This window comes from Legionellales bacterium, assembly GCA_026125385.1.
Lineage (GTDB): Bacteria > Pseudomonadota > Gammaproteobacteria > JAHCLG01 > JAHCLG01 > JAHCLG01.
This window is the reverse complement of the sequence record JAHCLG010000003.1, coordinates 87,329-114,018: the sequence shown is the minus strand read 5'-3', so window position 1 is coordinate 114,018 and position 26,690 is coordinate 87,329. Positions and strand designations below refer to the sequence as shown.

The 26,690-nt window shown below is 38.4% G+C and carries 23 protein-coding genes; 12 read left to right on the top strand and 11 right to left on the bottom strand.

Annotated features, from left to right (window positions below):
- Window positions 1–20 precede the first annotated feature (20 nt).
- Both apbC and KIT27_02225 read left to right on the top strand, forming a co-directional pair.
- Window positions 21–1,100: an iron-sulfur cluster carrier protein ApbC gene (apbC, locus tag KIT27_02230; GenBank protein ID MCW5588460.1), complete on the top strand. Its 1,080-nt coding sequence runs from the start codon at window positions 21–23 to the stop codon at window positions 1,098–1,100.
- A complete protein-coding gene (locus KIT27_02225) occupies window positions 1,090–1,656 on the top strand; it encodes a dCTP deaminase (protein MCW5588459.1) in 567 nt (188 codons plus the stop codon). Before apbC ends, KIT27_02225 begins: the two co-directional genes overlap by 11 nt.
- 70 nt (window positions 1,657–1,726) lie before the next feature.
- On the opposite strand, the gene KIT27_02220 is transcribed toward KIT27_02225, so the two are convergent.
- The 3 genes from KIT27_02220 to KIT27_02210 form a co-directional block, all read right to left on the bottom strand.
- Entirely contained in the window at window positions 1,727–3,160 is a 1,434-nt protein-coding gene (locus KIT27_02220; GenBank protein ID MCW5588458.1) for an AAA family ATPase, read from the bottom strand.
- Between the two features lie 200 nt (window positions 3,161–3,360).
- Window positions 3,361–3,639: a TMEM165/GDT1 family protein gene (locus KIT27_02215; protein MCW5588457.1), complete on the bottom strand. Its 279-nt coding sequence runs from the start codon at window positions 3,637–3,639 to the stop codon at window positions 3,361–3,363.
- Complete coding sequence (locus KIT27_02210) at window positions 3,629–3,958, bottom strand: integration host factor subunit beta (GenBank protein MCW5588456.1); 330 nt, start codon at window positions 3,956–3,958, stop codon at window positions 3,629–3,631. Before KIT27_02210 ends, KIT27_02215 begins: the two co-directional genes overlap by 11 nt.
- A 518-nt stretch (window positions 3,959–4,476) precedes the next feature.
- Between KIT27_02210 and KIT27_02205 the strand changes: the two genes are divergently transcribed.
- The 7 genes from KIT27_02205 to rpoS all read left to right on the top strand — a co-directional run bounded on the left by KIT27_02205 (window position 4,477) and on the right by rpoS (window position 14,546).
- Window positions 4,477–10,014 (top strand): hypothetical protein, encoded by a 5,538-nt coding sequence (locus KIT27_02205; protein ID MCW5588455.1) that lies wholly within the window; start codon window positions 4,477–4,479, stop codon window positions 10,012–10,014.
- 191 nt (window positions 10,015–10,205) lie between these two features.
- Window positions 10,206–10,913 (top strand): 2-C-methyl-D-erythritol 4-phosphate cytidylyltransferase, encoded by a 708-nt coding sequence (gene ispD, locus KIT27_02200; GenBank protein MCW5588454.1) that lies wholly within the window; start codon window positions 10,206–10,208, stop codon window positions 10,911–10,913.
- The gene (gene ispF / locus KIT27_02195; protein MCW5588453.1) at window positions 10,906–11,385 is read left to right on the top strand and encodes a 2-C-methyl-D-erythritol 2,4-cyclodiphosphate synthase; all 480 of its coding nucleotides are present in this window, start codon (window positions 10,906–10,908) and stop codon (window positions 11,383–11,385) included. The genes ispD and ispF overlap by 8 nt, the downstream gene beginning before the upstream one ends.
- 65 nt (window positions 11,386–11,450) lie before the next feature.
- The gene (gene surE, locus KIT27_02190) at window positions 11,451–12,218 is read left to right on the top strand and encodes a 5'/3'-nucleotidase SurE (protein MCW5588452.1); all 768 of its coding nucleotides are present in this window, start codon (window positions 11,451–11,453) and stop codon (window positions 12,216–12,218) included.
- Complete coding sequence (locus KIT27_02185) at window positions 12,215–12,808, top strand: DedA family protein (GenBank protein ID MCW5588451.1); 594 nt, start codon at window positions 12,215–12,217, stop codon at window positions 12,806–12,808. Before surE ends, KIT27_02185 begins: the two co-directional genes overlap by 4 nt.
- A 22-nt stretch (window positions 12,809–12,830) precedes the next feature.
- Complete coding sequence (locus tag KIT27_02180; protein ID MCW5588450.1) at window positions 12,831–13,487, top strand: peptidoglycan DD-metalloendopeptidase family protein; 657 nt, start codon at window positions 12,831–12,833, stop codon at window positions 13,485–13,487.
- A gap of 21 nt (window positions 13,488–13,508) precedes the next feature.
- Window positions 13,509–14,546 carry an RNA polymerase sigma factor RpoS gene (rpoS, locus tag KIT27_02175; GenBank protein ID MCW5588449.1) on the top strand — a complete coding sequence of 346 codons (1,038 nt, stop codon included), beginning with the start codon at window positions 13,509–13,511 and terminating at the stop codon, window positions 14,544–14,546.
- 150 nt (window positions 14,547–14,696) lie between these two features.
- Here rpoS and KIT27_02170 read toward each other — a convergent pair whose 3' ends face one another.
- From KIT27_02170 to KIT27_02155, 4 genes are all read right to left on the bottom strand, one after another.
- Window positions 14,697–15,737 carry a macro domain-containing protein gene (locus tag KIT27_02170; GenBank protein MCW5588448.1) on the bottom strand — a complete coding sequence of 347 codons (1,041 nt, stop codon included), beginning with the start codon at window positions 15,735–15,737 and terminating at the stop codon, window positions 14,697–14,699.
- A 12-nt stretch (window positions 15,738–15,749) separates the two neighbouring features.
- Entirely contained in the window at window positions 15,750–16,406 is a 657-nt protein-coding gene (locus tag KIT27_02165) for a DUF4433 domain-containing protein (protein MCW5588447.1), read from the bottom strand.
- A gap of 188 nt (window positions 16,407–16,594) precedes the next feature.
- On the bottom strand, window positions 16,595–17,152 hold the full coding sequence (locus KIT27_02160) for a cytochrome b (GenBank protein MCW5588446.1): 558 nt from the start codon (window positions 17,150–17,152) through the stop codon (window positions 16,595–16,597).
- A 382-nt stretch (window positions 17,153–17,534) separates the two neighbouring features.
- Window positions 17,535–18,149 (bottom strand): CBS domain-containing protein, encoded by a 615-nt coding sequence (locus KIT27_02155; protein ID MCW5588445.1) that lies wholly within the window; start codon window positions 18,147–18,149, stop codon window positions 17,535–17,537.
- A gap of 91 nt (window positions 18,150–18,240) precedes the next feature.
- On the opposite strand from KIT27_02155, the gene KIT27_02150 reads away from it, so the two are divergent.
- Together KIT27_02150 and htpG are read left to right on the top strand one after the other, a co-directional pair.
- Window positions 18,241–19,068: a class I SAM-dependent methyltransferase gene (locus tag KIT27_02150; protein MCW5588444.1), complete on the top strand. Its 828-nt coding sequence runs from the start codon at window positions 18,241–18,243 to the stop codon at window positions 19,066–19,068.
- A gap of 74 nt (window positions 19,069–19,142) precedes the next feature.
- A complete protein-coding gene (gene htpG / locus KIT27_02145) occupies window positions 19,143–21,047 on the top strand; it encodes a molecular chaperone HtpG (GenBank protein MCW5588443.1) in 1,905 nt (634 codons plus the stop codon).
- Window positions 21,048–21,168: 121 nt separating this feature from the next.
- On the opposite strand, the gene KIT27_02140 is transcribed toward htpG, so the two are convergent.
- Both KIT27_02140 and KIT27_02135 read right to left on the bottom strand, forming a co-directional pair.
- Window positions 21,169–21,348: a DUF4277 domain-containing protein gene (locus KIT27_02140; protein MCW5588442.1), complete on the bottom strand. Its 180-nt coding sequence runs from the start codon at window positions 21,346–21,348 to the stop codon at window positions 21,169–21,171.
- Window positions 21,349–21,621: 273 nt separating this feature from the next.
- Window positions 21,622–21,981 (bottom strand): hypothetical protein, encoded by a 360-nt coding sequence (locus KIT27_02135; protein MCW5588441.1) that lies wholly within the window; start codon window positions 21,979–21,981, stop codon window positions 21,622–21,624.
- A 559-nt stretch (window positions 21,982–22,540) separates the two neighbouring features.
- Here KIT27_02135 and KIT27_02130 point away from each other — a divergent pair.
- Complete coding sequence (locus KIT27_02130; protein ID MCW5588440.1) at window positions 22,541–23,905, top strand: ankyrin repeat domain-containing protein; 1,365 nt, start codon at window positions 22,541–22,543, stop codon at window positions 23,903–23,905.
- On the opposite strand, the gene KIT27_02125 is transcribed toward KIT27_02130, so the two are convergent.
- On the bottom strand, window positions 23,878–25,614 hold the full coding sequence (locus tag KIT27_02125; GenBank protein ID MCW5588439.1) for a hypothetical protein: 1,737 nt from the start codon (window positions 25,612–25,614) through the stop codon (window positions 23,878–23,880). The genes KIT27_02130 and KIT27_02125 overlap by 28 nt on opposite strands.
- Entirely contained in the window at window positions 25,611–26,666 is a 1,056-nt protein-coding gene (locus KIT27_02120; GenBank protein ID MCW5588438.1) for a folate-binding protein YgfZ, read from the bottom strand. Before KIT27_02120 ends, KIT27_02125 begins: the two co-directional genes overlap by 4 nt.
- Between the last annotated feature and the right edge of the window lie 24 nt (window positions 26,667–26,690).

The following is a 26,690-nucleotide window of genomic DNA, read 5'->3' as shown; positions in this document are numbered from 1 at the left end:
CACTCCTTTGCACGACACTTATGAATGAATTATCAACGACCTTAGAAACGATTAAGCCTTTGGGCTTAAACCATACCTTGCGCGAGTTGCGCGCTATTAAATCTATTAGCGGCAATCGTATTGAATTAGAATTTGGTTTTCCTGTGCTTTCCCAGTTAAAGGAGTTAGCAAACGCAATTAAAAACGCGCTTCAACAACCGAATCTCACTATTCATATCAAACAAGCGATTATTCCTCACCAAGTCCAAGCGGGTTTAAAACCATTAGCTGGCGTGAAAAATATTATTGCGGTCGCGTCGGGAAAAGGAGGCGTCGGTAAATCCACTGTGAGTGTGAATTTAGCATTGGCATTGCAATATTTAGGCGCGAAAGTAGGATTGCTCGATGCCGATATTTACGGCCCCAATCAACCACATATGTTAGGTGCTCATCGTCATCCTTACAGTCAAGATGGTAAACACATGGAGCCTATCGTTAGTCACGGTTTGCAAACGATGTCGGTGGGCTATTTGGTGGAACGCGATACCGCTATGATTTGGCGCGGTCCGATGGTGACCGGTGCGTTAATGCAAATGATAAGCGATACACAGTGGCAAGATTTAGATTATCTAATTCTCGATTTACCTCCTGGCACGGGCGATATTCAATTGACTCTTGCGCAAAAAATTCCGGTGGCTGGCAGTGTGATTGTTACCACGCCTCAAGATATCGCACTCTTAGATGTGCGCAAAGCGATTAATATGTTTGCCAAAGTAAAGGTGAATATCCTTGGTGTGGTGGAGAATATGAGTGGTCATGTGTGTTCTCAGTGTGGGAATGTCGATGCGATTTTTGGTGAAGAAGGTGGTGCTCATATTGCCAATGAATTTAAATTACCTTTATTAGGAAAAATTCCATTAGAGCGGCGTATTCGTGAATTAGCCGATAATGGCACACCCACCATGGCATTAGAGCCCGAGTCAGCCACGGGAAAATTATATCAAAACCTTGCATTACAAACGGCAGTTACGTTAAGTTTACAACCTAAAACTTACGCACATAAATTTCCTGAAATTGTGATTAACCCTAACTCCAAGAAGGATCAAAAACATGAGCATTAAAGCGGATCGTTGGATACGTTATCAAGCCCAAGAATTCGGTATGATTGAACCGTTTGCTGCTGAACAAGTTCGCCATGTGGATGGTAATAAAATTGTGTCATATGGAACGTCAAGTTATGGTTATGATGTGCGTTGCGCACGCGAATTTAAAGTATTTACCAATATTAATTCCGCGATTATCGATCCGAAAAATTTTTCAGATGGCAGTTTTGTGTCGATTGAAGCGGATACCTGTATTATTCCACCGAATTCGTTTGTGTTGGCAAGAACGGTGGAATATTTTCGTATTCCTCGCAATATTTTAACTGTGTGTTTAGGCAAATCGACTTACGCGCGCTGCGGAATTATTGTTAACGTTACGCCACTCGAACCCGAATGGGAAGGGCATGTGACCTTAGAATTTTCCAATACCACACCGCTACCCGCAAAAATTTATGCTAACGAAGGTGTGGCGCAAATGTTATTTTTTGAATCTGATGAAGTGTGTGAAATATCGTATAAAGATCGGGGTGGAAAATATCAAGGTCAACAAGGGGTGACGTTGCCACGTACTTAAAAGTAAGCAAATGCGCTCTAGCACAGAAAATTGGCCGTTTATGTCTAAAATAGGAGCCTTTGAACAGGCTCTAAGAGCGCAGTAATTCACCGAAATCGATGATATTAGAAAAATAATCGGCATCTAATAATTCGTCTGTGACGCCATTGACGTGAATTAACACCGGACGACACGAAACATGACGTGGAATTTTTAAGCGAGAAATTTTTTCTTTCATATCAGAGACCACATTCATTCCTATAGGTCGCTTTGAGAATTTAATTTCGCAAATATAGACTGTGTCAAATTTAGTTTGGATCAGATAATCAATTTGACAGCCTTTTTGTCGTGCAGTGGGTCTTTGGAAAAATGGATTATCCGCAACAACTTCTTCGGGTTTAATACCTAATAGTTGAATAATGGCTGCATGGTTATTTAACACTAAATTTTCAAATTGAAGCCCTAATATCACTTCCCAGCCAGGTAATAAAACTAACGCAACATCTTTGTATCTATCTTTTTCAATTTTTGTTTTATTGGGTAATATATATTTTAAATAAAAGCGCACATAATTATCTTTCAATCTATATTCACTTAATTTTGAAGTTTTGCCTGTCTTAAGATGCCACGTATAATCTCTGGCAATAAATCCAGCTAATACTAAATCATTTAAATAATCATCAAACGTTCCTGTTCGAACTAATCCCACATTTTCGGCTAACTCATCTGCCGTAGCTGGTCCTTTTACTAATTGCTTTACAATATTTTTATATATTTCACTACGCTTAGAAAAAATATCGGAAAAAATATGCTCAAATTCATTTATAAGAGGTGCATTTTTTGAAAAGCACAGGCGTTTTATATTTTCTTCTGCAGAAATTTTTGGATTTAATAATTCTAAATAACGAGGTACTCCACCAGTCACGGTAAAAATCTTAAATTTCTCAAATGCTGATACATTTTTATCCTGTTTATTCCAAAATTTATTACATTCGTTAAGCGGTAATTCTTCCAATGTCATGTACATGGAGGGTCGCCCCATGAAGCCAGTACTTCTGACAATGTTTTTTTCGATCCAGGATGAGACCGATCCGCACAAGATTAATATTAATTTTGGATTTTTTTTAAAGTATAAATCCCAAGCATTTTTAAGTTTGCCTAAAAAATCTGGATCTTTCGATCCCATCCACGAAATTTCATCAAAAAGAATAATGACTCTGCCTTGTTTAGTTTTTTCTGAGAGTAATAGAAATAACTTACTCCAGTCATCTGCAATTATTTCTGGTAATCCTGTTTGAATGTGCAATTGCCTAGCAAATTCATTAAGCTCAGATTGTTTAGTCGTTTCTGCGGTGGGCGGGATACCTGAAAGCACATAAAATAGTTTGTCTTTAGCGAATTCTTCAATCAAACGACTTTTCCCAATGCGTCTGCGACCTTGAAGTATCACAAGACTTGCAGTTGGCTTTTCCAGCAAGTTATCCAATTCTTTTAATTCTTTAGCTCGTCCAATAAAGCTTGTCATTGGTTACCCCATACTATTTAGATTAGATAGTCACTCAGCCCACTGACAACAAATGCGTTATCGCAGATTTGTTGTCAAGGTTTATCGATTAATTATACGACAACAAATAGGCTATTGCATCTTTGTTGTCAAATGACCAAAGGGATTTTTCTGGGGAGGGTCGGGTAAGATTATGGATAGGCTTTAAAATAGAGCTGAGATCATCGCCAATATTCAACGACCATCCACACCCCAATTAAAATAAACGCAACGCCGGCGATTAATTTAAGAGGTACCATAGTTAGATAGCGCGATGCCAGATTGCCAACTAATACGGCAATTGCAGTCGAGGTGATTAAAGCGGCTGAGCAAACTAAAAAGATGAGCCAAGGTGGGTATTGATGTTCGGTAGCAAATAACATCGTTGCCAGTTGGGTTTTATCCCCAATTTCGGCAATCAGCATGGTAAAATAAATAACGAATAAGCCACTAATCTTCATCACCCTCTTCGTGAGTGGCGTCTTTAATCGGTAAATGACGATTATTATTCACCCATTCGCGTAATTCTTTCCCGGGCTTAAAGTGTGGACTGTATTTAGAGGCGGTCACCACTTTTTCGCCTGTTTTCGGATTATGCGCGTTGCGAGGTGGGCGATAGTGTAAACAAAAACTGCCAAAGCCGCGAATTTCAATCCGCGTGCCATTGCCTAAGGATTCGCTCATCAATTCGATAATGTAATTGACCGCATCCCCCACGTCCTTTTCTGGTACCTGGGTTAATTTGCTGGCGATCGCAGTGATTAATTCGGATTTAATCATGGCTTTTACAGCATTCGCTGCCCCCTAAAGATTGGATAGGTACGGGTTTGAGTGAGAATATTGCCGCTAAAACAGTAACATAGCTAACTCAATCCATTGTGTTATAAATATAGCAGGCAAATCGAACTTTGACAGCAAAATTGCAGCAGCTTACAAAAAAAAGAGAGATTTTTTAGTAAGTTAGTGGACAAACACTGTATTTTTGACCTGATTGTCCGCCTATTGTCATTCATCGAACGTTACGGCAATCCCATGACTTAGCAGAGGTTTTTGCTGATACCACATCCCATCAGATGTGATGACTAATGCTTCGCTGGAGAGTAAATCGATAACATAAGGATACAAACGATTTTGTAGGTAGCATTGGAAGGAGGGGGTATAAATGCTGGGGGTGGAAATTAACAGAGCTTATTGTCAATACAGTGCAAAAGGGTTATAATCTATCATTCAATCCTGAACCAGATTAAATAAAAATACCAAAGGGTCTCATGCCCTTGTTAACAAAGAGAAAATGATAAATGGAACCGGATCTAAATTCTGCTGAAAATATGCCTGGCCACTTTTTAATATTCGACCGTGGGGTTGCGGAGACTGAACTTCAAGAGAAATATGTGAAAGGCGCATTGTTGCGAGCGTTTGAGCAACTCACTCTAAGTGAGTTAAGTGATAAAACTTTAATTGACTCAATTGCCAAAAATTTAGCTTGGTTAATCGACGGTTGGATGGAACAAAATCATTTTCCCCGTTGCATTAAATTTCTTAATGAAATGCAGCACAAGAATTCATTGCCATTACACAACTTACTGTATCGGCTTGATTTAAAAACACAAGCCTTGCTGACATTAGAACGCTTAGAGTATTTAGCCTATTTAGCGAAAAAAAATCAACCTCCCATTGTCTTTTCATATCGTCCGCAAAATATCTTGCAGTGGGCGGTTTTTGCAGAATTATATCCGGCAAACGTGACGGATTTAATTTTCGATAGCATAGTCAATGGCACAAACGAAGAATTTGAATTAGTCGTTAAGCTCGATTTTTTTAATCCTTATGCGTATTTGCGGGGTGTTCATACCTATTTTTCTCAAATTGAAAAAAGTCAAGTGTTGTCTGTAGATCAAAAAGAGCATAGAAAAAAAATTATTGCCTCTCTGCAGGCGGAATTTAGTCAGTCGAGAAACCAAGCGGGTATAAGCATTCAACCTGATATCACGCAATTTTCTTTGCCAGATACGGTGGGTTTTTCCGCAGAGCTTGCCAATTTGGTGGCACATATTCCTGATGATTATCAGGTTCCCGATTGTCCACCAGCCAGTATTGAGAAATTTTTTAAAATACTGGCTTGGTTAAACGTTAATGGTTGTACTAAATTAGTAGAACAATTAGAAAGTAATAAATCTATTAGGAAGGCTCAAGTTTTTGAGCGGCTTGTTGATCGAATAGAGATCTTTGCAACTCACCTTTGGAGTTTGCAGCAAACAAAAGCGACTATCGGCAATGATCCCACTAAAGCATCAAAACGAAAACAATTAGAAGCGATGCTAGAAGATTTTTATGCGCGCGTAAAAGATGCCGAATATATCGAACAGGCTGGCAATTGTGTCGAAGGAGTTGAAGAAGCGCTAGTCCAACTAGAATCTACTTTGAATATTTCTTATCATCAACGTTATTTCAGTTACGCTCAACGCAAAGTATTGTTGCGTTTTTTTAATCTATATCAAGTTGATACCCGCCTTGAAACCCATCTCGATAAAGCCATGGTATCGGCGGAGGTTGGACTATTTTCTCCCAGCACTTATCGATTTGATTCTTCTAGGTTATCGGTGTCAAACAGATATTTACGCGCATTTGGGCGAGAAACCCTCGTCGCCTATCGGCAAGAGTTAGAGGCTCTTTACCATAATATCGAACATTTACTTGCACAATTAACAAACCCGCTCTACTGCGATGTTTACACGATAGAAAAGCTACTAGCAGTTTGCAATGGATTACAGGCTATACAACTTGATTACACCCATGAGACATTATTGCAAGAGCTTTGCAACACACAATTAGATATAAAAAGTTGGTGTGAAAAAGCAACAGACACAACTGGTTTGGAAACATCAGTTTTTGAAGGGCTTTTGAAAAGTCTGGGCGAAATAAACGATTTAAACAAGATTGCACAAGAGCTTAATAAATTATCTAAAGATGATAGAAAAAAACTTAGCCCCGTTCAATTAAAAAGTATTTTAAATATTATTTCTGAAAAATCTTCTGATAAGGTGACACCCCCTAGTATAATAAAATGGTTAGAAACCATCCCAACAAATATTTATGAAAACGTTGCTGAAAATTCTAGTACTTCTGCCACCTCAGCTATTGAACCATCATTTCAACCCATTAATCTTAACCCAAATGCGAAAAGAACATTTCTCAAAACGATCAAACAACATATCAAAGCATTATATCCGCCTCAAGAATACCCAAATAATTCCATTTTACACAATAAGGTAAGTGCTTTTTTGAGCAGTACTGCTGCGTTTACCGAAGAAGATAATGCATTTTTAGATCGACTATTAAACGCCCCCGACGGTTTAGACATACTCAAGGCGGTGATCAATAATATGTCGCTAGATATCAATCCGGAACGTTTATTTACTTGTACTAAGAACGGCAAAAGTATTTATAACGCGTTTGCTAACGATCCTATACTGAGTGAGTGGTTGTTTGGTTATCAACTCAAGAATACTGTAACATTATTGGAACCTCAAGTTGAACCTGACATCAATAACATATTGGCACCTGAATTTGAACGCGCCATCAATACCTTGGCTAATTTCACTCATGGAGAATTTGTAGCCTTGAAAGAATATATTAATGCTATAAATTCTGATGAGCATCCACATAAAAAATTAATTAACAAAATAAAAAATATTAGCAGTAGTAACATAACGTGTTCTTGGAAAGAAGTTTATTTTACTCCATCAGAAATAGCACAAATTAAAGAATTATTGCCGGAGAATGTTTTAACGCCGGAGAATGTTTTAACAAATAAACTTCTGACAACCTCGGGAACCTCCAGCTTTTATCAAGCGTTAGAAACGCTTGCACCCAATTCTTCTGCAGATTTACAGTGGCACTTGCAAACCGAAGATTTACTCCACACAGGCTCTGTTCATTTTTGGTTGGGTTACTTATCAAAGGATAAAAAATATTGTCGTGACGATGGATTAGACGATGGATTAGACGATGGATTAGACGATGGATTAGACGATGGATTATTGGAGGAACTTTTAAAGTATTTTAGTGTTAAAAATAAAATGCCCTATCAGTACAATACGTTTGCTGAATTGTTGGCGGAAATTTTACAAAATAAATTAAGTCAAGGTCCTGATGCGTTAAGCATCCTAGTGACGACATTTCTAGAGGCGCGGTTACAGGAACAACAAGTATGGCTGCAGAAACAAGATCAACAGCTTAATGAACAACAAAAATCTGCTGCTCGGTCTGCCTATTTAGCCACAGCAGCATTATTAAAATCAAACTCGCCGCTAAAAGATGAAACACTGCAAGCGCTGAGCTCAACAAATTTGCTAACGGCATCTCCCAAACTTTGCGCGCAAGCAGCAATCGCCATTGAATGTGCGGGGGGATTATCCCAGGAACAAGTCGATCTGCTAAATAAAATGGTAATTGCAGACGATAATTCACCGGAGTCATTGAAGTTATTAAGTAATACATTAAATCAGCAATTTTTATTATCTTCTGCTGAGTTTAATGCGCCGGTTGATAGGGCTGTTTTGGCTAAGATATTGTTAGAATATATGCAATCTCGCCCTTATGAAGGTGATATTCCTGCTGTTTTTAACGTGCTCAAAAAGATTAAATCGTATCTTGTTAATATTGATATAAGCAATTCATCTGAAAGCCTTAGGGGGTTTTATGGTGAGCTTCAGAATTTATATAAATTGAAGAATCGTAGAGATGTTGATTTGGAAATTAGGTTGGCATATTTTTCCCCGAATCCTTCCGATGCCACAATTACATTTTCAAATTATTCTGAGTTAGAAAATAGAGTTTTTAAAATTTTAGCATTATATGTTATTTCAGAAAATGAAAAGGAAGAGCTTATAAAATTATTATTAAATAATAAAAATAGCATTAATGAAATTTTTTCTGATATTCTGAATGTTTTTAAGATGATTTCATTTTTTTATCAACGTTTTGAAGTTAATCAATACAATACATATCCGGACTTTGACTACAAATCGGTTATCACCTCATGGCTTGACGTAAGATTAAAACGTATGGAGCCAAACAATGCTCTTGGGGAACTAGAGCTTTTTATTAAAATACTTAACAGTGATAATCCTGGTATATTAAGTAATATTGACTATTTTAAGTTTTATTTAACGTCATTTAAAGATCTTTATAAAAAGAATGCTTCTATTAGCGCTGCAATTAATGCATTAATTTCTACAGAAAGTTTAAAAAAATTGATGAAAAACGTTAAGTGCACGCGTGCTGCGGTAGAGTTAATTAAAGATTTTTTTCCTGAAGAGGAAGCCGCAAAAAAAATTGCCGAATTGCTCGATCTAAACTCTTTAATAATGCTGAATACTCCCCCCCATGAAACAGGAATGGTTGTAAAATTAGTAAATGATTTTCTGCCGGAAGATTTAGCCGCGGAAAGAGTAACTGAGTTGCTTGACTTGAGTGATAGTAAATTGCAATCTAGAATTGATTTTGCCCTTCCTTTTGAGCGCTGGGGGAATAAGGTTTATGAATTAGCAATATTAATTGATGAGTCCTTTTCAAGGCCTGTAGTCATTAAAAAAATTACCATATTATTCGATTCAAAGTACTTGAAAAGCAAATTTTCTGATTTTCCTTCAGATGGAATTAGTAAGATACATTATTTAGTCAGGTTAATAAAGTCTTTTAAAGAAAAATATTCATCTTTTGATGTTAGCTTGTTAAATAATGATTTTTTCAACCTTGATTTATTAAAAGATAAAGCTAATATGGGCGAAATTCATCTTTTGGTGAATATAGTTAAAAACATTTTTGAAGGAGATAAGCTTCAAGAAAAAATTAACGAATTGCTCGATATAAACTATTTAAAAGATAAAATTTTATCCCATGATGATAAGTTTAGCGCAACTTTTCAGGCTGCATCTTTAATTAAGAAAAATTTTCCGGAGGAAGAGGCTCTTGGAAAAATTAACAGCTTGCTCGGTTTATTAGACTTAAAGTCTAGCATTAATGATGACAATCGGATTCAAGGTTTTTTAACACTCATCATAAAAATTCTTCCAGAAGACTTAGTACGTGAACAATTTAAAGATGTGTTAAATGCGGGTTATCTGAGGGGTAAATTGAAATGCAGCGCAGAATTGGTAGGATGTATAGAATTAATTAAAAAATTTATAGACAATTCGCAAAATATAATTAGAGAATTGCTTAAATATGAGTATTTAAAAGAAATTTCATTATATGACATCACTTTAGATTCAGCTTTTGATTTAATTATAAAGTACCTTTCTTCTGAATCTGAATTACCATTGCAAGACATGGGGGAATTTTTCGAGTGTTTTTCTAAAGATAAATCTGAATATGCTGGCATTGATCTTTATCAAAGATATAACAGATATATTGACCTCGCGTTTAAAAAACTGAGCAGTCACAAAGATATTTTAGTTAAAAGTATTTGTGAATATTTCACTAATAATGGCAAGATTTTTAATGATGGAATTTTTTTAAATGGTTTTACTTTATCTGCAGGGAAATCACAGTACGGTGCAAAAAAATTACCGTTTGGCATTCGATTCCTTTTAGAAAAATTCACTCACGGGATGGATAATATAAGAAAATCCGTGATTCAGGAATTGCTTAAATTCCCTGCATTCAAGTCAATGCTAGAAAAATGCTATACTCAACATTGTCGTTTTTCTTTTTTTAATGCCTCTAAAAAAGTATTCGAATCTTCCAATATCATTGAGGCGTTAGAAAAGCGACAGGCAAGTAATGGAGCATCAGCTCAGGTATTGAGGGAGTTAGGGCTCCAGCCGTCATAGACCTCGTTCAAATTAATCACAGTTATGGTATGCTTTAAGCTTTATAATCTGGAACGCAGCATGACGTAGCCTGGAACGCAGCGCAGCGGAGATCCAGGATCGGTGTTTTAAAAAGGCTCTGGATCCTGGATCTCCGCTGCGCTGCGTTCCAGGCTACGTCACGCTCCGTTCTAGGCTACTGTATAGGTATTATGATTAACAAAATTCCATCATTTTGGGTGATTATTCCTGCGGCGGGCTTAAGTGCGCGGATGCAGTTGGATATTCCTAAACAATATCTTAGCATTTGTCATTATACGATCCTCGAGCATGCCGCTAATGTTTTTTTAAATATTCCTGAAGTTATTCAGCTCATGATTGCGGTTCATCCAGACGATGAACGTTGGAAACTCACAGCCTTAGCCACCAATCCCCGCTGCCAATTTATTGTGGGGGGCAAACACCGCGCCCAATCTGTATTACATGCGTTACGCGCACTCAAAAATCGTGCAAACCCAGAAGATTGGGTGATGGTGCACGATGCTGCGCGCCCCTGTCTGCAAGTGGCAAGTATTTTAAAATTATTGAATCATTGCCAACAAGAAAATAGTGGTGCAATTTTAGGATTGCCGGTGCGCGAAACACTTAAACAGGTGAAGAATAATAAAATTATTACCACGATCGATCGAGAACAATTATGGCAAGCGCAAACGCCGCAATGTTTTCGTTATCAGGAATTAACTTTAGCGTTAGAACACGCCGAAAACAATCAATTATCCGTAACCGACGAAGCCATGGCGATGGAATTAGCAGGATTTAAAGTTGGTATGATCATGGGTGATGCGAATAATATTAAAATTACCTATCCAGGTGATGAATTGCTTGCACAAGTTTATCTTAAGGAAAATAAATATGTTTAGAATTGGCAATGGTTTTGATGTTCATCCTTTTGAGGCAGGAAAAAAATTAATCTTAGGCGGCATTGAAATTCCTCATACGCATGGCATGAGCGCGCATACCGATGGCGATGTCGTCTTGCATGCCATTATGGATGCCCTATTAGGCGCGCTGGCATTAGGCGATTTGGGGCATTTTTTTCGCGACGAAGATGAGTCATTAAAGAATGCGCCATCGTCATTATTATTAAAAAAAATAATCGCCTTAATGAATAATCAAAATTATGAAATTGTGAATATCGATACCACCATTATTGCTCAGCAACCGAAAATGGCCCCCCATATTCAATCCATGCGTGAGACCATTGCAAGCTTATTGCAGATTGAGATAACTTGTGTGAGTGTAAAAGCCACTACTACCGATCATCTCGGTGCCATTGGGCGTCAAGAAGGAATTGCTGTATTAAGTACGATATTACTAAAATCACTTAAATAACTTGATTCTATACAGAATATCACCTTAAATTAACAAAGAGACGATTATTTCTAAAGGAAAATTTCGTGAGAATTTTAGTATCGAACGACGATGGTATTAATGCGCCAGGCTTAGCTGCCCTTGCTAATGCCATGCAACAATTTGGTGAAGTGTATGTGGTAGCACCCGATCGTAATCGCAGCGGTGCCAGTAATTCCTTAACCTTATCGCGACCTTTGCGTGTCACTGAACACGGTAACAACCGTTTTTCGATTGACGGCACACCAACCGATTGCGTGCATTTAGCGATCACAGGTTTACTGCCCGCACCACCGGACTTAGTCGTTTCTGGTGTTAATGCGGGTGCCAATTTAGGTGATGATGTGTTTTATTCAGGTACCGTGGCTGCCGCCATGGAAGGGCGATTTATGGGCTTGCCTTCGCTTGCTATTTCATTAGCGGGGGAAAAATTAAAATATTACGAATCGGCCGCTCACATCGCGGTGAGAATTGTCGAACAATTATTACATGATCCCTTACCCCGCAGTACGATTTTAAATATTAATATTCCAGAGTTACCGTTAGAAAAAATCAAAAGTGTTGAAATCACCCGCTTAGGCACTCGCCATTGCGCAGAACCGGCCATTGCCAGCGAAGATCCACGCGGTGCAAAAATTTATTGGATTGGCTTACCAGGAGCAGTAGAAGATGCAGGCCCAGGCACGGATTTTTTTGCGATTAAAAACGATCAAGTGTCGATAACCCCCTTACAATTGGATTTAACCCAATATCAACTCTTCGAACAAATTTCGAGTTGGTTATCACGGCGTAATTTTATTCAAGGCAAAAAATGAAACTATTTTCCCGCTTATTTTTACGGGTGATGAATTGGTCGCGCCATCGTCATGCGCCTTATTATTTAAGCGGGTTGAGTTTTGCAGAAGCGTCTTTTTTTCCCATCCCACCCGATGTCATGCTTGTACCTATGAGCATGGCAGAACCCAAACGCAGTTGGTATTTTGCATGGTTAACCACGCTATTTTCCGTTCTAGGCGGATTATTTGGCTACCTGATGGGATATGCCTTATTTGAAATAATTACCCCCTATTTAATTAATTGGGGATATTGGGATACCTATCAACAAGCGTTAAACGGGTTTAATGAATGGGGCTTTTGGGCGGTGATTATTGCGGGTTTTACTCCTATTCCCTATAAAATTTTTACTCTGGCCGCTGGCAGTTTGCATATGGCGTTAATGCCCTTTATCTTGGCGTCGTTTATAGGTCGTGGTGCCCGTTTTTTTTTAATTGCGCTCATTATGCGCTATTGTGGTGTGCGACTTGAACAATCCTTAATTCATCGGCTTGATCGCTTAATGATTATCCTGATTTCACTATTTATACTTGGCTTTATCGGCTGGCTTTGTTATAAGAATCTTTTTTAATAAATAGTGATCAAGGCATGCCATGCAGCGTTATGTATATATACTTTTTATCTTTGCACTCCTTCAACTGAGCGCCTGTGCGCGCGACACCTCGGCATTAGCTCCGGTGGTGAATGGCGGAGCGACGCCTGCTCCTCAGGCAATGTCGTATCGTTCGCAAACCGCTACACCGATTGCGCAACAATCATTGCAAGTGTTTCACTATTCTTCAAACACACCCACGATAAAACCTACGCCCACACCTAGACATTCCCAAGAAGTCAAACCATCTAATCCTGCACCTGTGAAAACGCTCATTGCAACGGCACCACAGCATTCCTCTGCTTGGCAGTGGCCAGCGCGCGGTAAAGTCATTCAAACGTATTCCGCCGAAAATAAAGGAATTAATATTGCGGGAAAATATGGCGAGCCAGTGATGACTACCGCAGCAGGTGTGGTAGTATATGCAGGTAGTGGTTTACGCGGTTATGGTAAGTTGCTTATTATCAAGCATAATGATAATTTCCTGAGTGCTTATGCGCATAATAGCGAACTCTTAGTAAAAGAGGGCGATACCATCAAGCGCAACCAAATCATTGCACGAATGGGAAAAAACAATGCAGGGCAAGTATTATTGCACTTTGAAATTCGTAATAATGGTAAACCGGTTGACCCCTTGCAATTTTTAGCACGTCGCTAAATGAGGAGTAGCAAAAACGCTATGAGTGAAAAAACGAAAGGCAAAACATCATCGGCTGAAGATAACGATCACGATATGGATTTTGATCCCATGGCAGTCGAAGAATTCGATGAAATGAGCGACGATGATTTTGCCGATGATCTCGAAGATGACATAGACGACGATGTGGAACAAGCGGTGGCAAATATTAAAGCGCGTTCAAATCGCAGTGAACGCAACGATAATTATACCGATGCCACGCAAATTTATTTATCAGAAATCGGTGCTGCTCCCTTATTATCTGCTGAAGAAGAAGTGTATTTTGCCCGCTTAGCCTTAAAAGGCGATGACGCGGCACGTAAACGCATGATTGAAAGTAATCTTCGTTTAGTCGTAAAAATTGCCCGTCGTTATTGTAACCGTGGGTTAGCGTTATTAGATTTAATTGAAGAAGGGAATTTAGGCTTAATTCGCGCGGTGGAAAAATTTGATCCCGAACGGGGTTTTCGTTTTTCAACCTATGCCACCTGGTGGATACGCCAAACCATTGAACGCGCCATCATGAATCAAACCCGTACCATTCGCTTGCCGGTGCATGTGGTCAAAGAATTAAATGTCTATTTGCGCGCAGCGCGTGAACTGGCGCAAAATTTTGATCAAGAGCCAACCGCCGAAGATATTGCGGCCATGCTCGACAAGCCCATAGAAGATGTCAAAAAAATGTTGAGCTTGAATGAGAGAATCTCTTCAATTGATGCACCAATCGGTAATGAAGGCGATAAAACCTTAGTGGATACTGTTGCTGCCGATCATCACACTGAACCTGCACGTCAATTACAAGACGAAAATTTACACATGAATTTAGAAAATTGGCTCGATCAATTATCCGACAAACAAGCCGAAGTCTTAGCAAGACGGTTTGGTTTACGCGGCCACGAAAAAGCTACACTCGAAGAAGTAGGACGAGAAATTGGTTTAACGCGCGAACGTGTGCGCCAAATTCAAGTGGAAGCGCTCAAAACCTTGCGTGAAATTATGGAGTTAAATGGTTTAACGGGTGATATGGTTTTTGAGGGGTAAGCCAGGAAAGTTATCAATATCCTTGATTTTTGTGCACTAGCGCACAGTTTACACAAAGTAAATGAGCAGCGGAGCACAAAAAATCGGCACGATACGGCCAGCAGAGTAGAATTGTCAACATGCCTTAGTAAGTTGTGAACAGGCTCTAACTTAAATCCAGCTTTGTTGATTTAATACAGTCAAAGCGATTTCAATTTGTCTGGGTGTAAATTGCTGTTTCTTCGGGTTCCAGGAGTAAACAGCCTTAATAATATCGTTGAGCGAAGTTTTATGTTCGTTTCTTGCTATCCAGTGTACGGTTGATAGAAGTTCAAGTCCCGTTGGGGTTTCAAAACCTTCTACAAGGGCTAACACCTTTTGCAAGCGAGATTGAGTAGCAAGATGATTATTTTTTTCAAGATAAGTCTGTGCTTTTTTTAATGCGCCAAAAACTAGATTTAATTTTTTATTAGGTTGATCTCCTCCATCGTGGTAACCTGTAATATAATATCCTTCCATCACGTTAAGTACATGACGTAAATTTTCTGCGTAAGGGCCATAATGGGCTTTATTAAATCGTAACTGTAGTGGTTCTCCGGCTTCTTGCATAAAATACATGAGTTTATGAACTTCAAGCAAAGTTATAATTGGATCCATCAACCCATTCAGATATTTTTGAATGAGTGTAATTAAAACAGCACGGCCTGAGGTCATCGTTGGCGGTGAATTTATAGGGTGAGTATTTAATTTTGGAATCGCATCTGATGGTTCAAAGACAATGATTTCTATATCTTCTAAATTTTGCAGTGAAAGAGTAATCCAGTTACGTACTTCTAACCAGTTTAATCCTCCTAATCCACTACCTAAAGGTGGGATAGCAATAGATCGTATATTATTAAATTTAATTTCATGAGCTAGGGATTGCAACCCATCTATGATATCTTGTAATAGGCTTTTAGCTCGCCAATGCCGCTTTGTTGGGAAATTAATAATAAATCGAGGGTTGACTGATTGCGTTTTAAAGGTAAACATTTTACCCGGTGAAACTAGATTTTTTTGACAGGCATTAACATAAGCATGATAATTTTCTGGAAATATTTTTTTAAACTGTAATGCAATCCCACGTCCCATTACGCCAACGCAATTAACCGTGTTAACTAAAGCATCAACTTTTTCATTAAAAATATTGCCAGTTTTATAAATAATCATCATTTATACCCTACATTAATAATACCAATCTCTTCTAACGACAATATTGGGTTTTTCAATCTGAGTGCTTTCTAAACAGCGATTAACCTGTGTTGCAATTAATTTCGAATATACCGAAATCTGCTCGATTAAGTGAATAGGCATACAATCTTCAAGTAAGAATTCCGCCTGCTTTTCCTCGCGATGATCATGCCAATATTGTGAGTTAATTGCAGGCCAATTCAGTTCGTTGAGTTGAGAAAGACAATTCCTATCCTCAAAAATTCTTGATCCAGCATTTGATAATGTAAACACCCAACGTTTATTATTTTTTTCAGCCCATTCCGTTACCTTATAGAGATCAGATACTAAATGCACTATCGGTTCTTGGCCACCTTTATAACTTATCTCATTATGGTTTGCTTGATAAAGAATATAAAGCATCACCGAGCGAGGACAAAAATAAAACGGCACACAAGAACCCACGTATAATTCTTGATATGAGTTTAGGGTAAGTTCATTTAAACGTCGTAATTTTATTTTCGTCATTCCGATTGTTGTACCGCTACCATTATCCCTACGGTTGATCATTTTGGCATCACTCCATAGATAACCATCTTTAAATACCGAGGACAATCTATCTACGTGAAGAATATGATAAATTTTCACGGTGTTCGGCACAGGAAAAATCATATCATTCCTTTTTTAAATCTTGCATATTATCTTCTGCCGAAGGTCGAGCGCTCATGTATACTCTTCACACTTGAATTTTAGGCTTTGTTGTCGAGCTAAAGCTGCTCAGTCATGTATTCAGTATACACTCCTTCGCATCTTTAACTCGACGCCTCGCCTAAAATCCAATTGTTTTGAGTATAGTTATCTTATTTACACTTCTCACCACAAGGCGCCATGCGTTTTAGAGTATTATCTTTAAAAATAAAATGATGAACCAATGCGGCGCTGACGTGTAATACCAGTAATCCGATAATCACGAATGCAAATACGGAATGTAAATTGCCAAATAATTCTGCCAGTGCTTTATCTTTTGCAAGTGGCAGGGTAACTGTGAATAAGCCAAAAAAACTTGGCGGATGGCCTGCATAGGTTGAAAGCAATAAACCACAGATGGGCATCGCTAGAATAGCCAGATACAACAGCAAATGAGACAAATGCGCAACTATTTTTAACGGCATCGGCAGTTTTGCGGGTAGGCGTGGTTTGGGATTCGAGAGCGTCCACACAATACGTAATACGACTAAACCTAAAATCAATAATCCAAAGGCTTTATGAAAAAAATACACGGTCGATTGCATGGGGGTATTGTCTAGATTCACCATGATAAATCCCGCAATTAACATTAAAATAATTAAACTGGAAACGCTCCAATGAAAAAATTTTGCCAAAACGCCATAAGATTCTGGGGTATTACGCAATGCCATCTTGAATTTCCTGTGATAATAAAAATCAGAAGATTGTTATAACGCGGGAACTTATAAAATGCAAGATGAGTGCAATGAATTTGAGGGGGTGTTCAGAATTTGCTATGGCTTAGTGTGGTGCATTACCTTGATTGTTATTTCCACACGAAATAGTTTTCCCTGGGTGCGACGTTACACACAACGTTCTTCAAGCAACTTCTTATAGCCTGTTTAAAATCTCCAAGCTTGAGTCAGAAAGTGTCGATGTTTGAGCACCGGAGCCCAGAAAATCGGCAGTTTATGATGAATATTGGAGATTTTGAACAGGCTCTTAAAGGGCTATTCATCGCGATGAAGACTTGCAAGGGGAAAATCGCGATTGTTCCCCTTGCAAGCAGTAGAGCTACCTCTGATCTTGATGCCCCGCTAATAACGCCTGCAACTCGGCCATAGCATGGCTGCCCATAGGAATATCACCTGTGGTTAAACCGAGTTGTTCGGCAATTTGACGGGAAGAAATAATGCCACGGATGGCCGTTTGCTGAGTGAGGTTGTCAAGAGCAATCACTAACGCATAATGCTGATTAAGCTCGGTGAGGGTGTGAACTACATTCCCCACTTTAGTGTGTTCAATAATGGAGTAATCCAGCAAAATCACTTCTTCAATGGGGGTCATGAGACTGCGCACTTTTATTTCGTTTCGTGCAATACGACGTTCTTGAATAATTTTGACGGGTTTTTCGCCTAGCATATCTTCTGCCGTAATAAAGCCTAAAACCTGCTCGTGGGTATCTACGACCAGCAAGCTATGAACTTGGCATGCTTTCATTTCGGTTAACGCTTCTGGGATCACCGCATCGGGTTTGATGATCACCGGACGTGAGTGAAAAAAATCTGTCATAACATAATGGGCAGGATCATCTAAATGCACGACTTCCGGTAAGTGATGGGGATGGCAATAGGTGACTGCATGATTCAGGTTAACAGTCGGTAAGGTTTCATAAAGACGATTGGACATAAGGTAATACCTGTTAAATGTTTATTTCAAATATAGACCGATTGTATTAACATTTCAAATGTATTCTTCGCAATAACAAGGAGTTAGTGAGATGAGTAATTCACCACATTACACATTAGCCGACGATGAGCAAGGTTGCCAACAACTTGATGGTATGCAAATTTTACTGGGACAACAATCGCAACAATTTTTACTCGACATGGGGTTAAAGCCTGGTATGCGTGTCGCAGAAATTGGATGTGGAAGCGGACACATGACAAAGTGGCTGGCAGAACAAGTGGGATCGCACGGGCAAGTGATAGCGATAGATAATAGCGAGGCATTTTTAAATCAAGCCAAACATGCGATTCATTCTCAAAAACTACCTGCTCCTATTGAATTTTGTCTGGCAAGCGTTTTGGATTTACAACAATTTAGCAATCAATTTGATTTAGTGTATTGTCGTTATCTTTTAATTCATGTGCCTTCAATTCATCAAGCATTAACTCAACTCGCCAATTGTGTCAAAGAAAAAGGCGTTTTACTGCTCGAAGAACCTGCGCTGCGCACGCGCTATAGTTATCCTGTCATCAAAGCCTATCATCGTATCAATCAATTAAGTTGCCAACTAGCGTTAACGAATGGTTGTGATCCCAATTTGGGTTTACATTTATTTCATCTGGTCGGCACGCTCGATGGGTTTGAGCATTCGCTACGTTTTAATCAAGTGGTGGTTACTGAAAAATCGGCGTTACAGCAAACGCTCAACGCCTGTGAAGGCTTACTCGCTAGTTTAACGCCAGCCTTGTTAGCAAAAAACTTAGCGACTCATCAAGAAATCGATTTACTTTCCGCCAGTTTACGCCAATACACGCTTGCGCCGAACAGCTATCTCGATGCAGGACTAGTCGCGCAAATTCGTTGTCAACGAATTAATTAATGACTAGGGCTTGAAATTTCTGGATGAAATCCCCATATTGCAGTCTTTATTGCAACTTATGGAGCAACGTTACTATGTCAGAAAAACAAACCCTCGGTTTTCAAACCGAAGTTAAACAATTATTACAATTGATGATCCACTCGCTTTATAGCAACTCCGAGATTTTTTTGCGCGAATTAATTTCAAATGCTTCGGATGCCGCGGATAAATTGCGCTTCTTAAGTTTAGAAAATTCTCAACTGTTAGAAGATGATAGCGAGCTTGCCATTCAAATCGATATTGATAAGGACGCAAAAACCCTAACTATTCGCGACAATGGTATTGGTATGAGTCGCGACGATGTGATTTCCCAATTAGGCACCATTGCAAAATCGGGTACCAAAGAATTTTTACAAACCTTAACAGGCGATCAAGCCAAAGATGCTAATTTAATCGGTCAATTCGGTGTTGGATTTTATTCCGCTTTTATTGTTGCCGATAAAGTGGTGGTTCACACCCGTAAAGCGGGTTGCGATAAAGGCGAAGCCATCGCATGGGAATCGCGCGGTGAAGGCGATTATACCATTGAAACCATCACCAAAGATCAACGCGGAACCGATGTGATTTTACATTTGCGCGATGATGCCAAAGAGTTTTTAGAAGAATGGCGCATTCGCAATATTATCAGCAAATATTCCGATCATATTGGTCTACCGATTAAAATGCGCAAAATGGAAGACAGTCAAGAAGACTCAGAAAAAGACAGCACTCCAGCAACAGTGGAATACGAAGTGGTGAATCGCGCCACAGCGTTATGGACTCTCTCGCGTAATGATATTCAAGAAAAAGATTATCAAGAATTTTATAAACACATTGCTCATGATTTTGAAGATCCCTTATCGTGGTCACACAATCGCGTGGAAGGAAAACAACATTATATTTCGTTGTTATACATTCCTAAACGCGCGCCATTTGATTTATGGAATCGCGATAAAGCTCATGGTTTAAAACTTTATGTGCAACGCGTTTTTATTATGGACGATGCCGAGCAATTTTTACCGATGTATTTGCGTTTTGTGAAAGGTATTGTCGATTCCAGTGATTTACCATTAAATATTTCGCGTGAAATTTTACAAAATAGTCCGATGGTAGAAACCATTCGCAAGGGTTGTGTCAGTAAAATTTTATCGATGTTAGAAAAAATTGCCGAAAATGACGCGGAAAAATATCAAACTTTTTGGAATGCTTTTGGTAATGTCTTAAAAGAAGGTCCTGGTGAAGATTATGCGAATCGCGATCGCATTGCCAAATTACTACGCTTTGCTACTACGCATAAAAATACGCCCGTACAAGATGTTTCCTTAACAGAATACGTATCACGCCTGAAAGAAGGTCAAGATAAAATTTATTATATTACGGCTGAAAATTTCAGTGCGGCCAGCAATAGTCCGCATTTAGAAATTTTCCGCCAGAAAGATATCGAAGTCATTTTATTATCCGATCGCGTGGATGAATGGTTAATTTCGCATTTAGCCGAATTCGAAGGGAAACAATTCGTTTCAGTGACTAAAGGTAATTTAGATTTAGGCACGATTGAAGACGAAGCGACCAAAGAAGAGCATAAAAAAGCCGAAGATGAATTTGCTAATCTGGTTGAAAAAGTTAAAACCACACTAACCGAGCGCGTGAAGGACGTGCGCGTCACGCATCGTTTAACCGATTCACCGGCGTGTATTGTTGTCGATGAACACGAAATGAGTTCGCAATTGCAACGCTTAATGCGAGAAGCCGGCCAAGCCTTGCCTGAATCCAAACCGATTTTAGAAATTAATCCCAAGCATCCTCTGGTGTTGCGTTTACGTGATGAAAATAATCAACAACATTTTACTAATTTAGCCGAAGTGCTGTTAGATCAAGCTATTTTAGCTGAAGGTGGACACTTACCCGATCCGGCTAATTTTGTGAAAAAATTAAATGGGTTATTGTTGGAAGTGGCGTAATCCCCAAAACTTCTACCGGCTTTTGCCGGTAGAAGTTTAATGTGAAAATGAACTGCTTTTCTCTTAGCCCTATCGATAGTGTGTGACCTGTTAAGTCAATCGCTTTGATAGGCGCGTCCAATCATCGCTCGACCGGCTTTCTTTCAAAAAATTGCGACGTCAGATATAAACGTCGATTCGTAAATCCCAACCCATTTAAGATCATTGCTACCACCGCTTGGCCAGGACTCACTACTTGGCATGGATCACCATCAAAGAGCTTTTCATCGATTCGTTGTGCTATTTTAAGTTCTTTACACACCTACGCCACGATACCGTGATGATCCATCGTCAATGTTTCCAGTTCTTCGCCTGCCGCTTCCAACATTTTGCCGTTCCTTCCTTGGAAAAAACGCCTAAAATAAAGTATTTGGTGCTTATTTCATACTTTTGGTTGACGATTAACTCGTAAAATTTAACTTTAGATCCTTATTTCATACCGATGTTTTGCAATTTCACGAATAATTTCCATGTATTGAGAAGAATTTTTAAATAATTATCTGCGTAACAGTTGGCTCTTAAGCGGCATTCTACATCAAACACATCGAAAAACCATCGTTGTCATATAATCATTGCTACTATTGATGCTCGGGGTTAATTTCCCTGTGGCCATGCGCACGGCATCAGCAACAACTGTTAATGTTTGTTGTGTTTGCCGATCATATGCACCTTGGTATTTATTAACAACCGAAATCACTTGAAGGCTTCGAGCTTGATCGCGACAGGTTTTCTCTGCCTTTTTTGTTGCGCCTTGCAAGGCATCTGCTTCAACAGAAGAAGTGGCAACGGCACGATAAGTATTATCTGCCATGGGGAAAGTAGAGACTTGCATATCCGAACAAGCCGATAAAATAAAAACCAAATTTAATATGACAACATTTCGAAATAAAAACATGAATACTACCCTGGATAAATAAATTATATGTTTTGGTTGATCCAATTGGATATGACCAATGTAGCGGTTCTGTCGCAAATAAATAAACAGGCTAAAAACCCCAAAAAACACTTTCCCTAGGCGTAGTAATGTCGTCATTTAAAACTTAGCATACTGCACCACCTAGACTCTAATGATGGTTTCATTCTAACAAATCAATCTCGTTTTTGCGACAAAACCTATTATGGCTGAATATCCTTAAGTAATTATGTCACAAAGAGATACCATTAATGGTTTGTAGCGTGCCCAATTTTGTGAGCAGGTAACCAGTTTGGAGAAATCAACCGATCCGAAATCTCGTACTATCATTAATTATCAAGGACTACGAATTAAAGCCGAAAACGATGAATAATCATCGCATTTTTTGCGGTAAATAGAAGGGCTATTCGCCGCAAAAATCCGATGATTGCGCACAATGTTCAATAAATAGATAAAACCTATCGATATACAAGAAAAAATGAATTTTTCGCCAGAGTCAATTTCTCCTACAGTGTTTAAAACGGTATGTGGAGAAATAATAATGCACTCATTAGACGATACTGAAAAAAATACACACCTAGCAAAGAAAAAGATAGCCTGGGAAATTCACATGATAAGACAAAATAAGCAACTAAATGCGATTATGAATCAAGGAACAACGAATAATTTTAGCGCTCAAGATATTAGCATAAATACTTACCAACAAAATGCTGAGAATGTTTGGTTGGGTCATTCAATTAGTGATAGAAAATTTTGCCAAATTTTCGAAGAAGGAGGCGACATATTTTCTGATTATTATATTTCTGCTTCATTATTCTCACGTGATGATGAAACATATCGAGTTAACCCTAGTCTTTTGAATTTGAAATTAGTATTAGAGGTTTCTAGTGATGATATAGCTTATACAGCTGTTGAGGATATTTGGTCGCCAAGTCGCAGACAAAGCACTAAAGATCAAATAGACAATTTTATTTTTAATCTTGATAAACAAATTAAACGTGCTAATGATAGAGAGGCGCAGTATAGAGTAACTTTTTTCAAAAAGGGTGTAACAGCAAAACAACTGCACGATTCAACTGTTAATGCCACAAACGAGACAGAGAATTTTTATAGAAATAATAGCGTAAAATCTATTAGCTCTGAGAGAGGACATCAGCTTAGATTAAATCCACTGATCACACCGCAACAACTAATGTCTAAAAATTTTATTAAAGAAAAGCCATTATTAACAAAATGGAATGAAGTGATTATAAGAAAATCGAATCGATATAAAATTAAGGCAATTTTAATTTCAGAAAAATCTATGTCAACGGCATGTCGTCAAGCCTTTAAACTAGGGAATGAATGTGCGATTGAATGTTTGAAGAATTTATCGACAACAAAAGTACCGATTGTATTACTAAATTCCAATGAGTCGCATACTGCAGAAGAAGCATTCAATCCACTAATTTATGATGAATATTTTAGATCTTTAGTGAAAGCTAGAAATTATCATAGACTCTTCAAAGAGTTATTAAATTATGAGTCCAATATAATTAGTCATTTTGGTGGAAAAGCACTACAAGAAGCATGTTATCTTGGAGATTTAGAATCCATTAAATTACTTTTAAAATATAAGGTCGATCCTAACTTTGAAGATGGTATTGCATTTCAGGCTGCAGTCTATCGTTCTTATCATAAAGTGTTTTTATTGTTACTAGACTATGGAACACCCTCGGAAAAATGTTTGCAGAAATGTAAGTATTATTTGCAGGCAAGAAAAAATATAGCCTTAGAAAAATTAATTAGTAAACTGACTCAGTATCCAGAAGCAATAGGTGATGAGGAAATGGCGGATAGTGCATTTGGTCAGTCTACAAATAAAGCAAAAAAAATTTATCAAAGCCGTTTTTCATGCAAACCATAACGCGACAGTAAAAAAGTCACTATCCCTGCGATCAAACAGGCACTGAATAAATTAGGCAAATAACAGGCGAGGGTGGCGGCGATGCTTTCGTAAGCAATGCTTATCAATAATGCAATAGTGCGATGGCGTTGGAAAATTCGTGCAAGGATTAATAAGTTTAAGAGGTTATTTAGATTAGCATTCAGTCCAATAATGTCATGAGGATAATCTAAATGAAGAGCATTGCAGCGCAGATTAAGAATAGGCGGCTGTTGAATTGCTTGTGGATGGATTAGAAGGATAGGTACAGTGGAATTTTTTACCGCATTTTCACAAAAATTTCCAATCCAATGTTCAATACCTAAATCATTGGCAAGCACGCTGGTGCAAAGTTCATTATCTTCATTCACTAATACAACGCAATACGATTTTTTTTGTAAAGCGAGAATATTTTTTTGCAGGGATTGCAGCCAAGTGTTGCTGATGCAAGCCATGCCAAAACACTGTTCATTTAAACTCACAAACCATAAACTTTGCCCGAGTTGACTGTGATAATCGATGTGAGGTTGCAGTTCGATTAAATCAACCTGATGCTCGCGCATAAAGGCTTCGCTGCCGAGACGTAAATAATAGTCTTCGAAGTGGATCTGAATATTTTGACCCGATTGATAATCCACTTGAGTCATCGGTAACGCGTGAATGTGTTTGGCCTTGGCATATTCAGTAATCATCGTAGCAAACGGATGATCGAGCTGAGCAGCGGCTGTCATAGCTAATTGTAAAAATTCGTGCTCTTGATGATGAGTGGTGAGAATAATATCGCTAATTTCCATTTGTTGAGGGGAGAGTAAACTATTTTTATTAAGATAGATCGAATTTATTTTACTGAGTTGTTTAAGGGTGGCAGCTTGCTTAATTAGCATGCCGAGTTTCAGCAATGTTGTTTTGATCTGTTCATTTATTTTAGTATAAATCAACCATAAACCCATCGGTAAACTTAAGATCATCAAGTTTAAGATCGTCAAAGGAGATAAAATTGCATTAAAATAAATACTATTTATCAGCAGACCAGCGAGCATAATAACCGGTAAAATTAGCCAAAATAGTCGTAATGAAACGATGTGTAGACTTGCAAGATTGAGTTTTTTTAAGGATTGCTGACTAAGATGGAATAGGCTTTTTGAAAATAAGCGCAGCGTTTTAACAATAATACTTCCTGAAATAACCAAACTTCCTGCATAAACATAGCATGATTTTTGTTTGGACTTAGGCTTATTAACACCTAATACTGCAGACTCATCGATTTGTGCTTGGCCTAAAATAATTTCTCCATCTAAGGGGATAAGGTGAGGATCGCTAACCGTAAATAAATCACCTTGAGTAACGTCACCTAGAGATTTTTTAATTCTAGATCCATTATCACCAATGATATCAATTGCAGAAGGAAATACTAGCGGTTGATCATAACATTGATATTTTGCTAATAAAAAATCAAGGATTTTAATTATTAATACACTCAGCATAATATCGATAAAAAAAGGAGATTGAGAAAAAAACCAACTATTGACTATAGAATAAATCCACGCACTCAGTAAGCTCACGCCACAGCCACACCACATCGGTTTAATGAAGGATGGTAGACACACAAGCCATAATCCAATACTTAAGCATGCCATTAAATAATTCAGCCCAACGGGTGAATGAGACAACACATCGCCTAAGTTTATCATGAGTGATTACTATTAATTAAACGATATGGCAACTCTAAAAAGCGAATATAATTTTGTGAACACGCGTCCACGAAACAACAATCGTTTTTAATATACTCATCTTTAATTGCTGCAAGTAACTGATAGCCACCATGGGGATCGGCTTTAGCAATCACAATGCTACCCACGACAGTTTTTTCATTATTGTGAAGTGCTAAAATATCAAAACCCGGTTTTGGAATATTCGGGCAATGCAAATGTCCACGATACATGTGAGTTTTTAATTTTCCTAAATGCTGCATGCGAGCAATCACTTCTTGTCCAGTGTAGCAGCCTTTATTAAAACTCACGCCATTAATTAATTGCAGGTTGACTTGATGAGGGGTAAAACGCCCAATCGTTGCCGGATAAATGGTGGGAATGCCATTTTGAATATTTAAATATTGCCAACAATCGGCACCAGCAGGCGTAAAATCTTTTTTCAATTGCTCCCACAATGGCGGCATAACGTTAGGGGTGGCAAAAACAATATAACGTGGTGTTAATCCCGGAATGCGTAGAATAATATAATCTTTTTCATTCACTAACTGATTAATTTCCGCTGGTACACGAGCAAATATTTTTTTGAGGGCGTTTTCAGCCTGCGATCCTGAAATACCGCATTGTAAAAATGCAGAACTATCATCGCTAATGGTGACTTTAGAAAAAATCGCATATTTTTGTAATTGTGCCAAGGAGGCAGCGATTATTGAACCTGGCACGAACATTAAGAAATCGTCGCCGTGTTTAAACAAACGAAAAGAAGTTAAAATGCGGCCTTTCGCATTGCAATGCGCACCAAAGCGACTGTGCTCAGTGTCTACTTCTAAAACATTACAGGTTAATTGCCCTTGCAAAAAGCGAGTGGCATCCGCACCACTAATGCGAATTAACCCTTTATGCGATAAATCAATCATGACCTGGCCTGATTCTGTCGCCAGCAATTCAGAGGTTAAATCGTGATAATGCGTCACCCGATTACGGTAAATGTGCGCGCCTTGTTGTTCTAAAAAAGTTCTCCAAGTATTTTGCATGCGTTTTCACTATAATAGCTACCT

Bases quoted from the DNA above. Each gene is read 5' to 3' on its own strand.
- apbC (MCW5588460.1), top strand. From the start codon at position 21: ATGAATGAATTATCAACGACCTTAGAAACGATTAAGCCTTTGGGCTTA.
- KIT27_02225 (MCW5588459.1), top strand. From the start codon at position 1,090: ATGAGCATTAAAGCGGATCGTTGGATACGTTATCAAGCCCAAGAATTC.
- KIT27_02220 (MCW5588458.1), bottom strand. From the start codon at position 3,160: ATGACAAGCTTTATTGGACGAGCTAAAGAATTAAAAGAATTGGATAAC.
- KIT27_02215 (MCW5588457.1), bottom strand. From the start codon at position 3,639: ATGAAGATTAGTGGCTTATTCGTTATTTATTTTACCATGCTGATTGCC.
- KIT27_02210 (MCW5588456.1), bottom strand. From the start codon at position 3,958: ATGATTAAATCCGAATTAATCACTGCGATCGCCAGCAAATTAACCCAG.
- KIT27_02205 (MCW5588455.1), top strand. From the start codon at position 4,477: ATGGAACCGGATCTAAATTCTGCTGAAAATATGCCTGGCCACTTTTTA.
- ispD (MCW5588454.1), top strand. From the start codon at position 10,206: ATGATTAACAAAATTCCATCATTTTGGGTGATTATTCCTGCGGCGGGC.
- ispF (MCW5588453.1), top strand. From the start codon at position 10,906: ATGTTTAGAATTGGCAATGGTTTTGATGTTCATCCTTTTGAGGCAGGA.
- KIT27_02185 (MCW5588451.1), top strand. From the start codon at position 12,215: ATGAAACTATTTTCCCGCTTATTTTTACGGGTGATGAATTGGTCGCGC.
- KIT27_02180 (MCW5588450.1), top strand. From the start codon at position 12,831: ATGCAGCGTTATGTATATATACTTTTTATCTTTGCACTCCTTCAACTG.
- rpoS (MCW5588449.1), top strand. From the start codon at position 13,509: ATGAGTGAAAAAACGAAAGGCAAAACATCATCGGCTGAAGATAACGAT.
- KIT27_02170 (MCW5588448.1), bottom strand. From the start codon at position 15,737: ATGATGATTATTTATAAAACTGGCAATATTTTTAATGAAAAAGTTGAT.
- KIT27_02165 (MCW5588447.1), bottom strand. From the start codon at position 16,406: ATGATTTTTCCTGTGCCGAACACCGTGAAAATTTATCATATTCTTCAC.
- KIT27_02160 (MCW5588446.1), bottom strand. From the start codon at position 17,152: ATGGCATTGCGTAATACCCCAGAATCTTATGGCGTTTTGGCAAAATTT.
- KIT27_02155 (MCW5588445.1), bottom strand. From the start codon at position 18,149: ATGTCCAATCGTCTTTATGAAACCTTACCGACTGTTAACCTGAATCAT.
- KIT27_02150 (MCW5588444.1), top strand. From the start codon at position 18,241: ATGAGTAATTCACCACATTACACATTAGCCGACGATGAGCAAGGTTGC.
- htpG (MCW5588443.1), top strand. From the start codon at position 19,143: ATGTCAGAAAAACAAACCCTCGGTTTTCAAACCGAAGTTAAACAATTA.
- KIT27_02135 (MCW5588441.1), bottom strand. From the start codon at position 21,981: ATGTTTTTATTTCGAAATGTTGTCATATTAAATTTGGTTTTTATTTTA.
- KIT27_02130 (MCW5588440.1), top strand. From the start codon at position 22,541: ATGCACTCATTAGACGATACTGAAAAAAATACACACCTAGCAAAGAAA.
- KIT27_02125 (MCW5588439.1), bottom strand. From the start codon at position 25,614: ATGATAAACTTAGGCGATGTGTTGTCTCATTCACCCGTTGGGCTGAAT.
- KIT27_02120 (MCW5588438.1), bottom strand. From the start codon at position 26,666: ATGCAAAATACTTGGAGAACTTTTTTAGAACAACAAGGCGCGCACATT.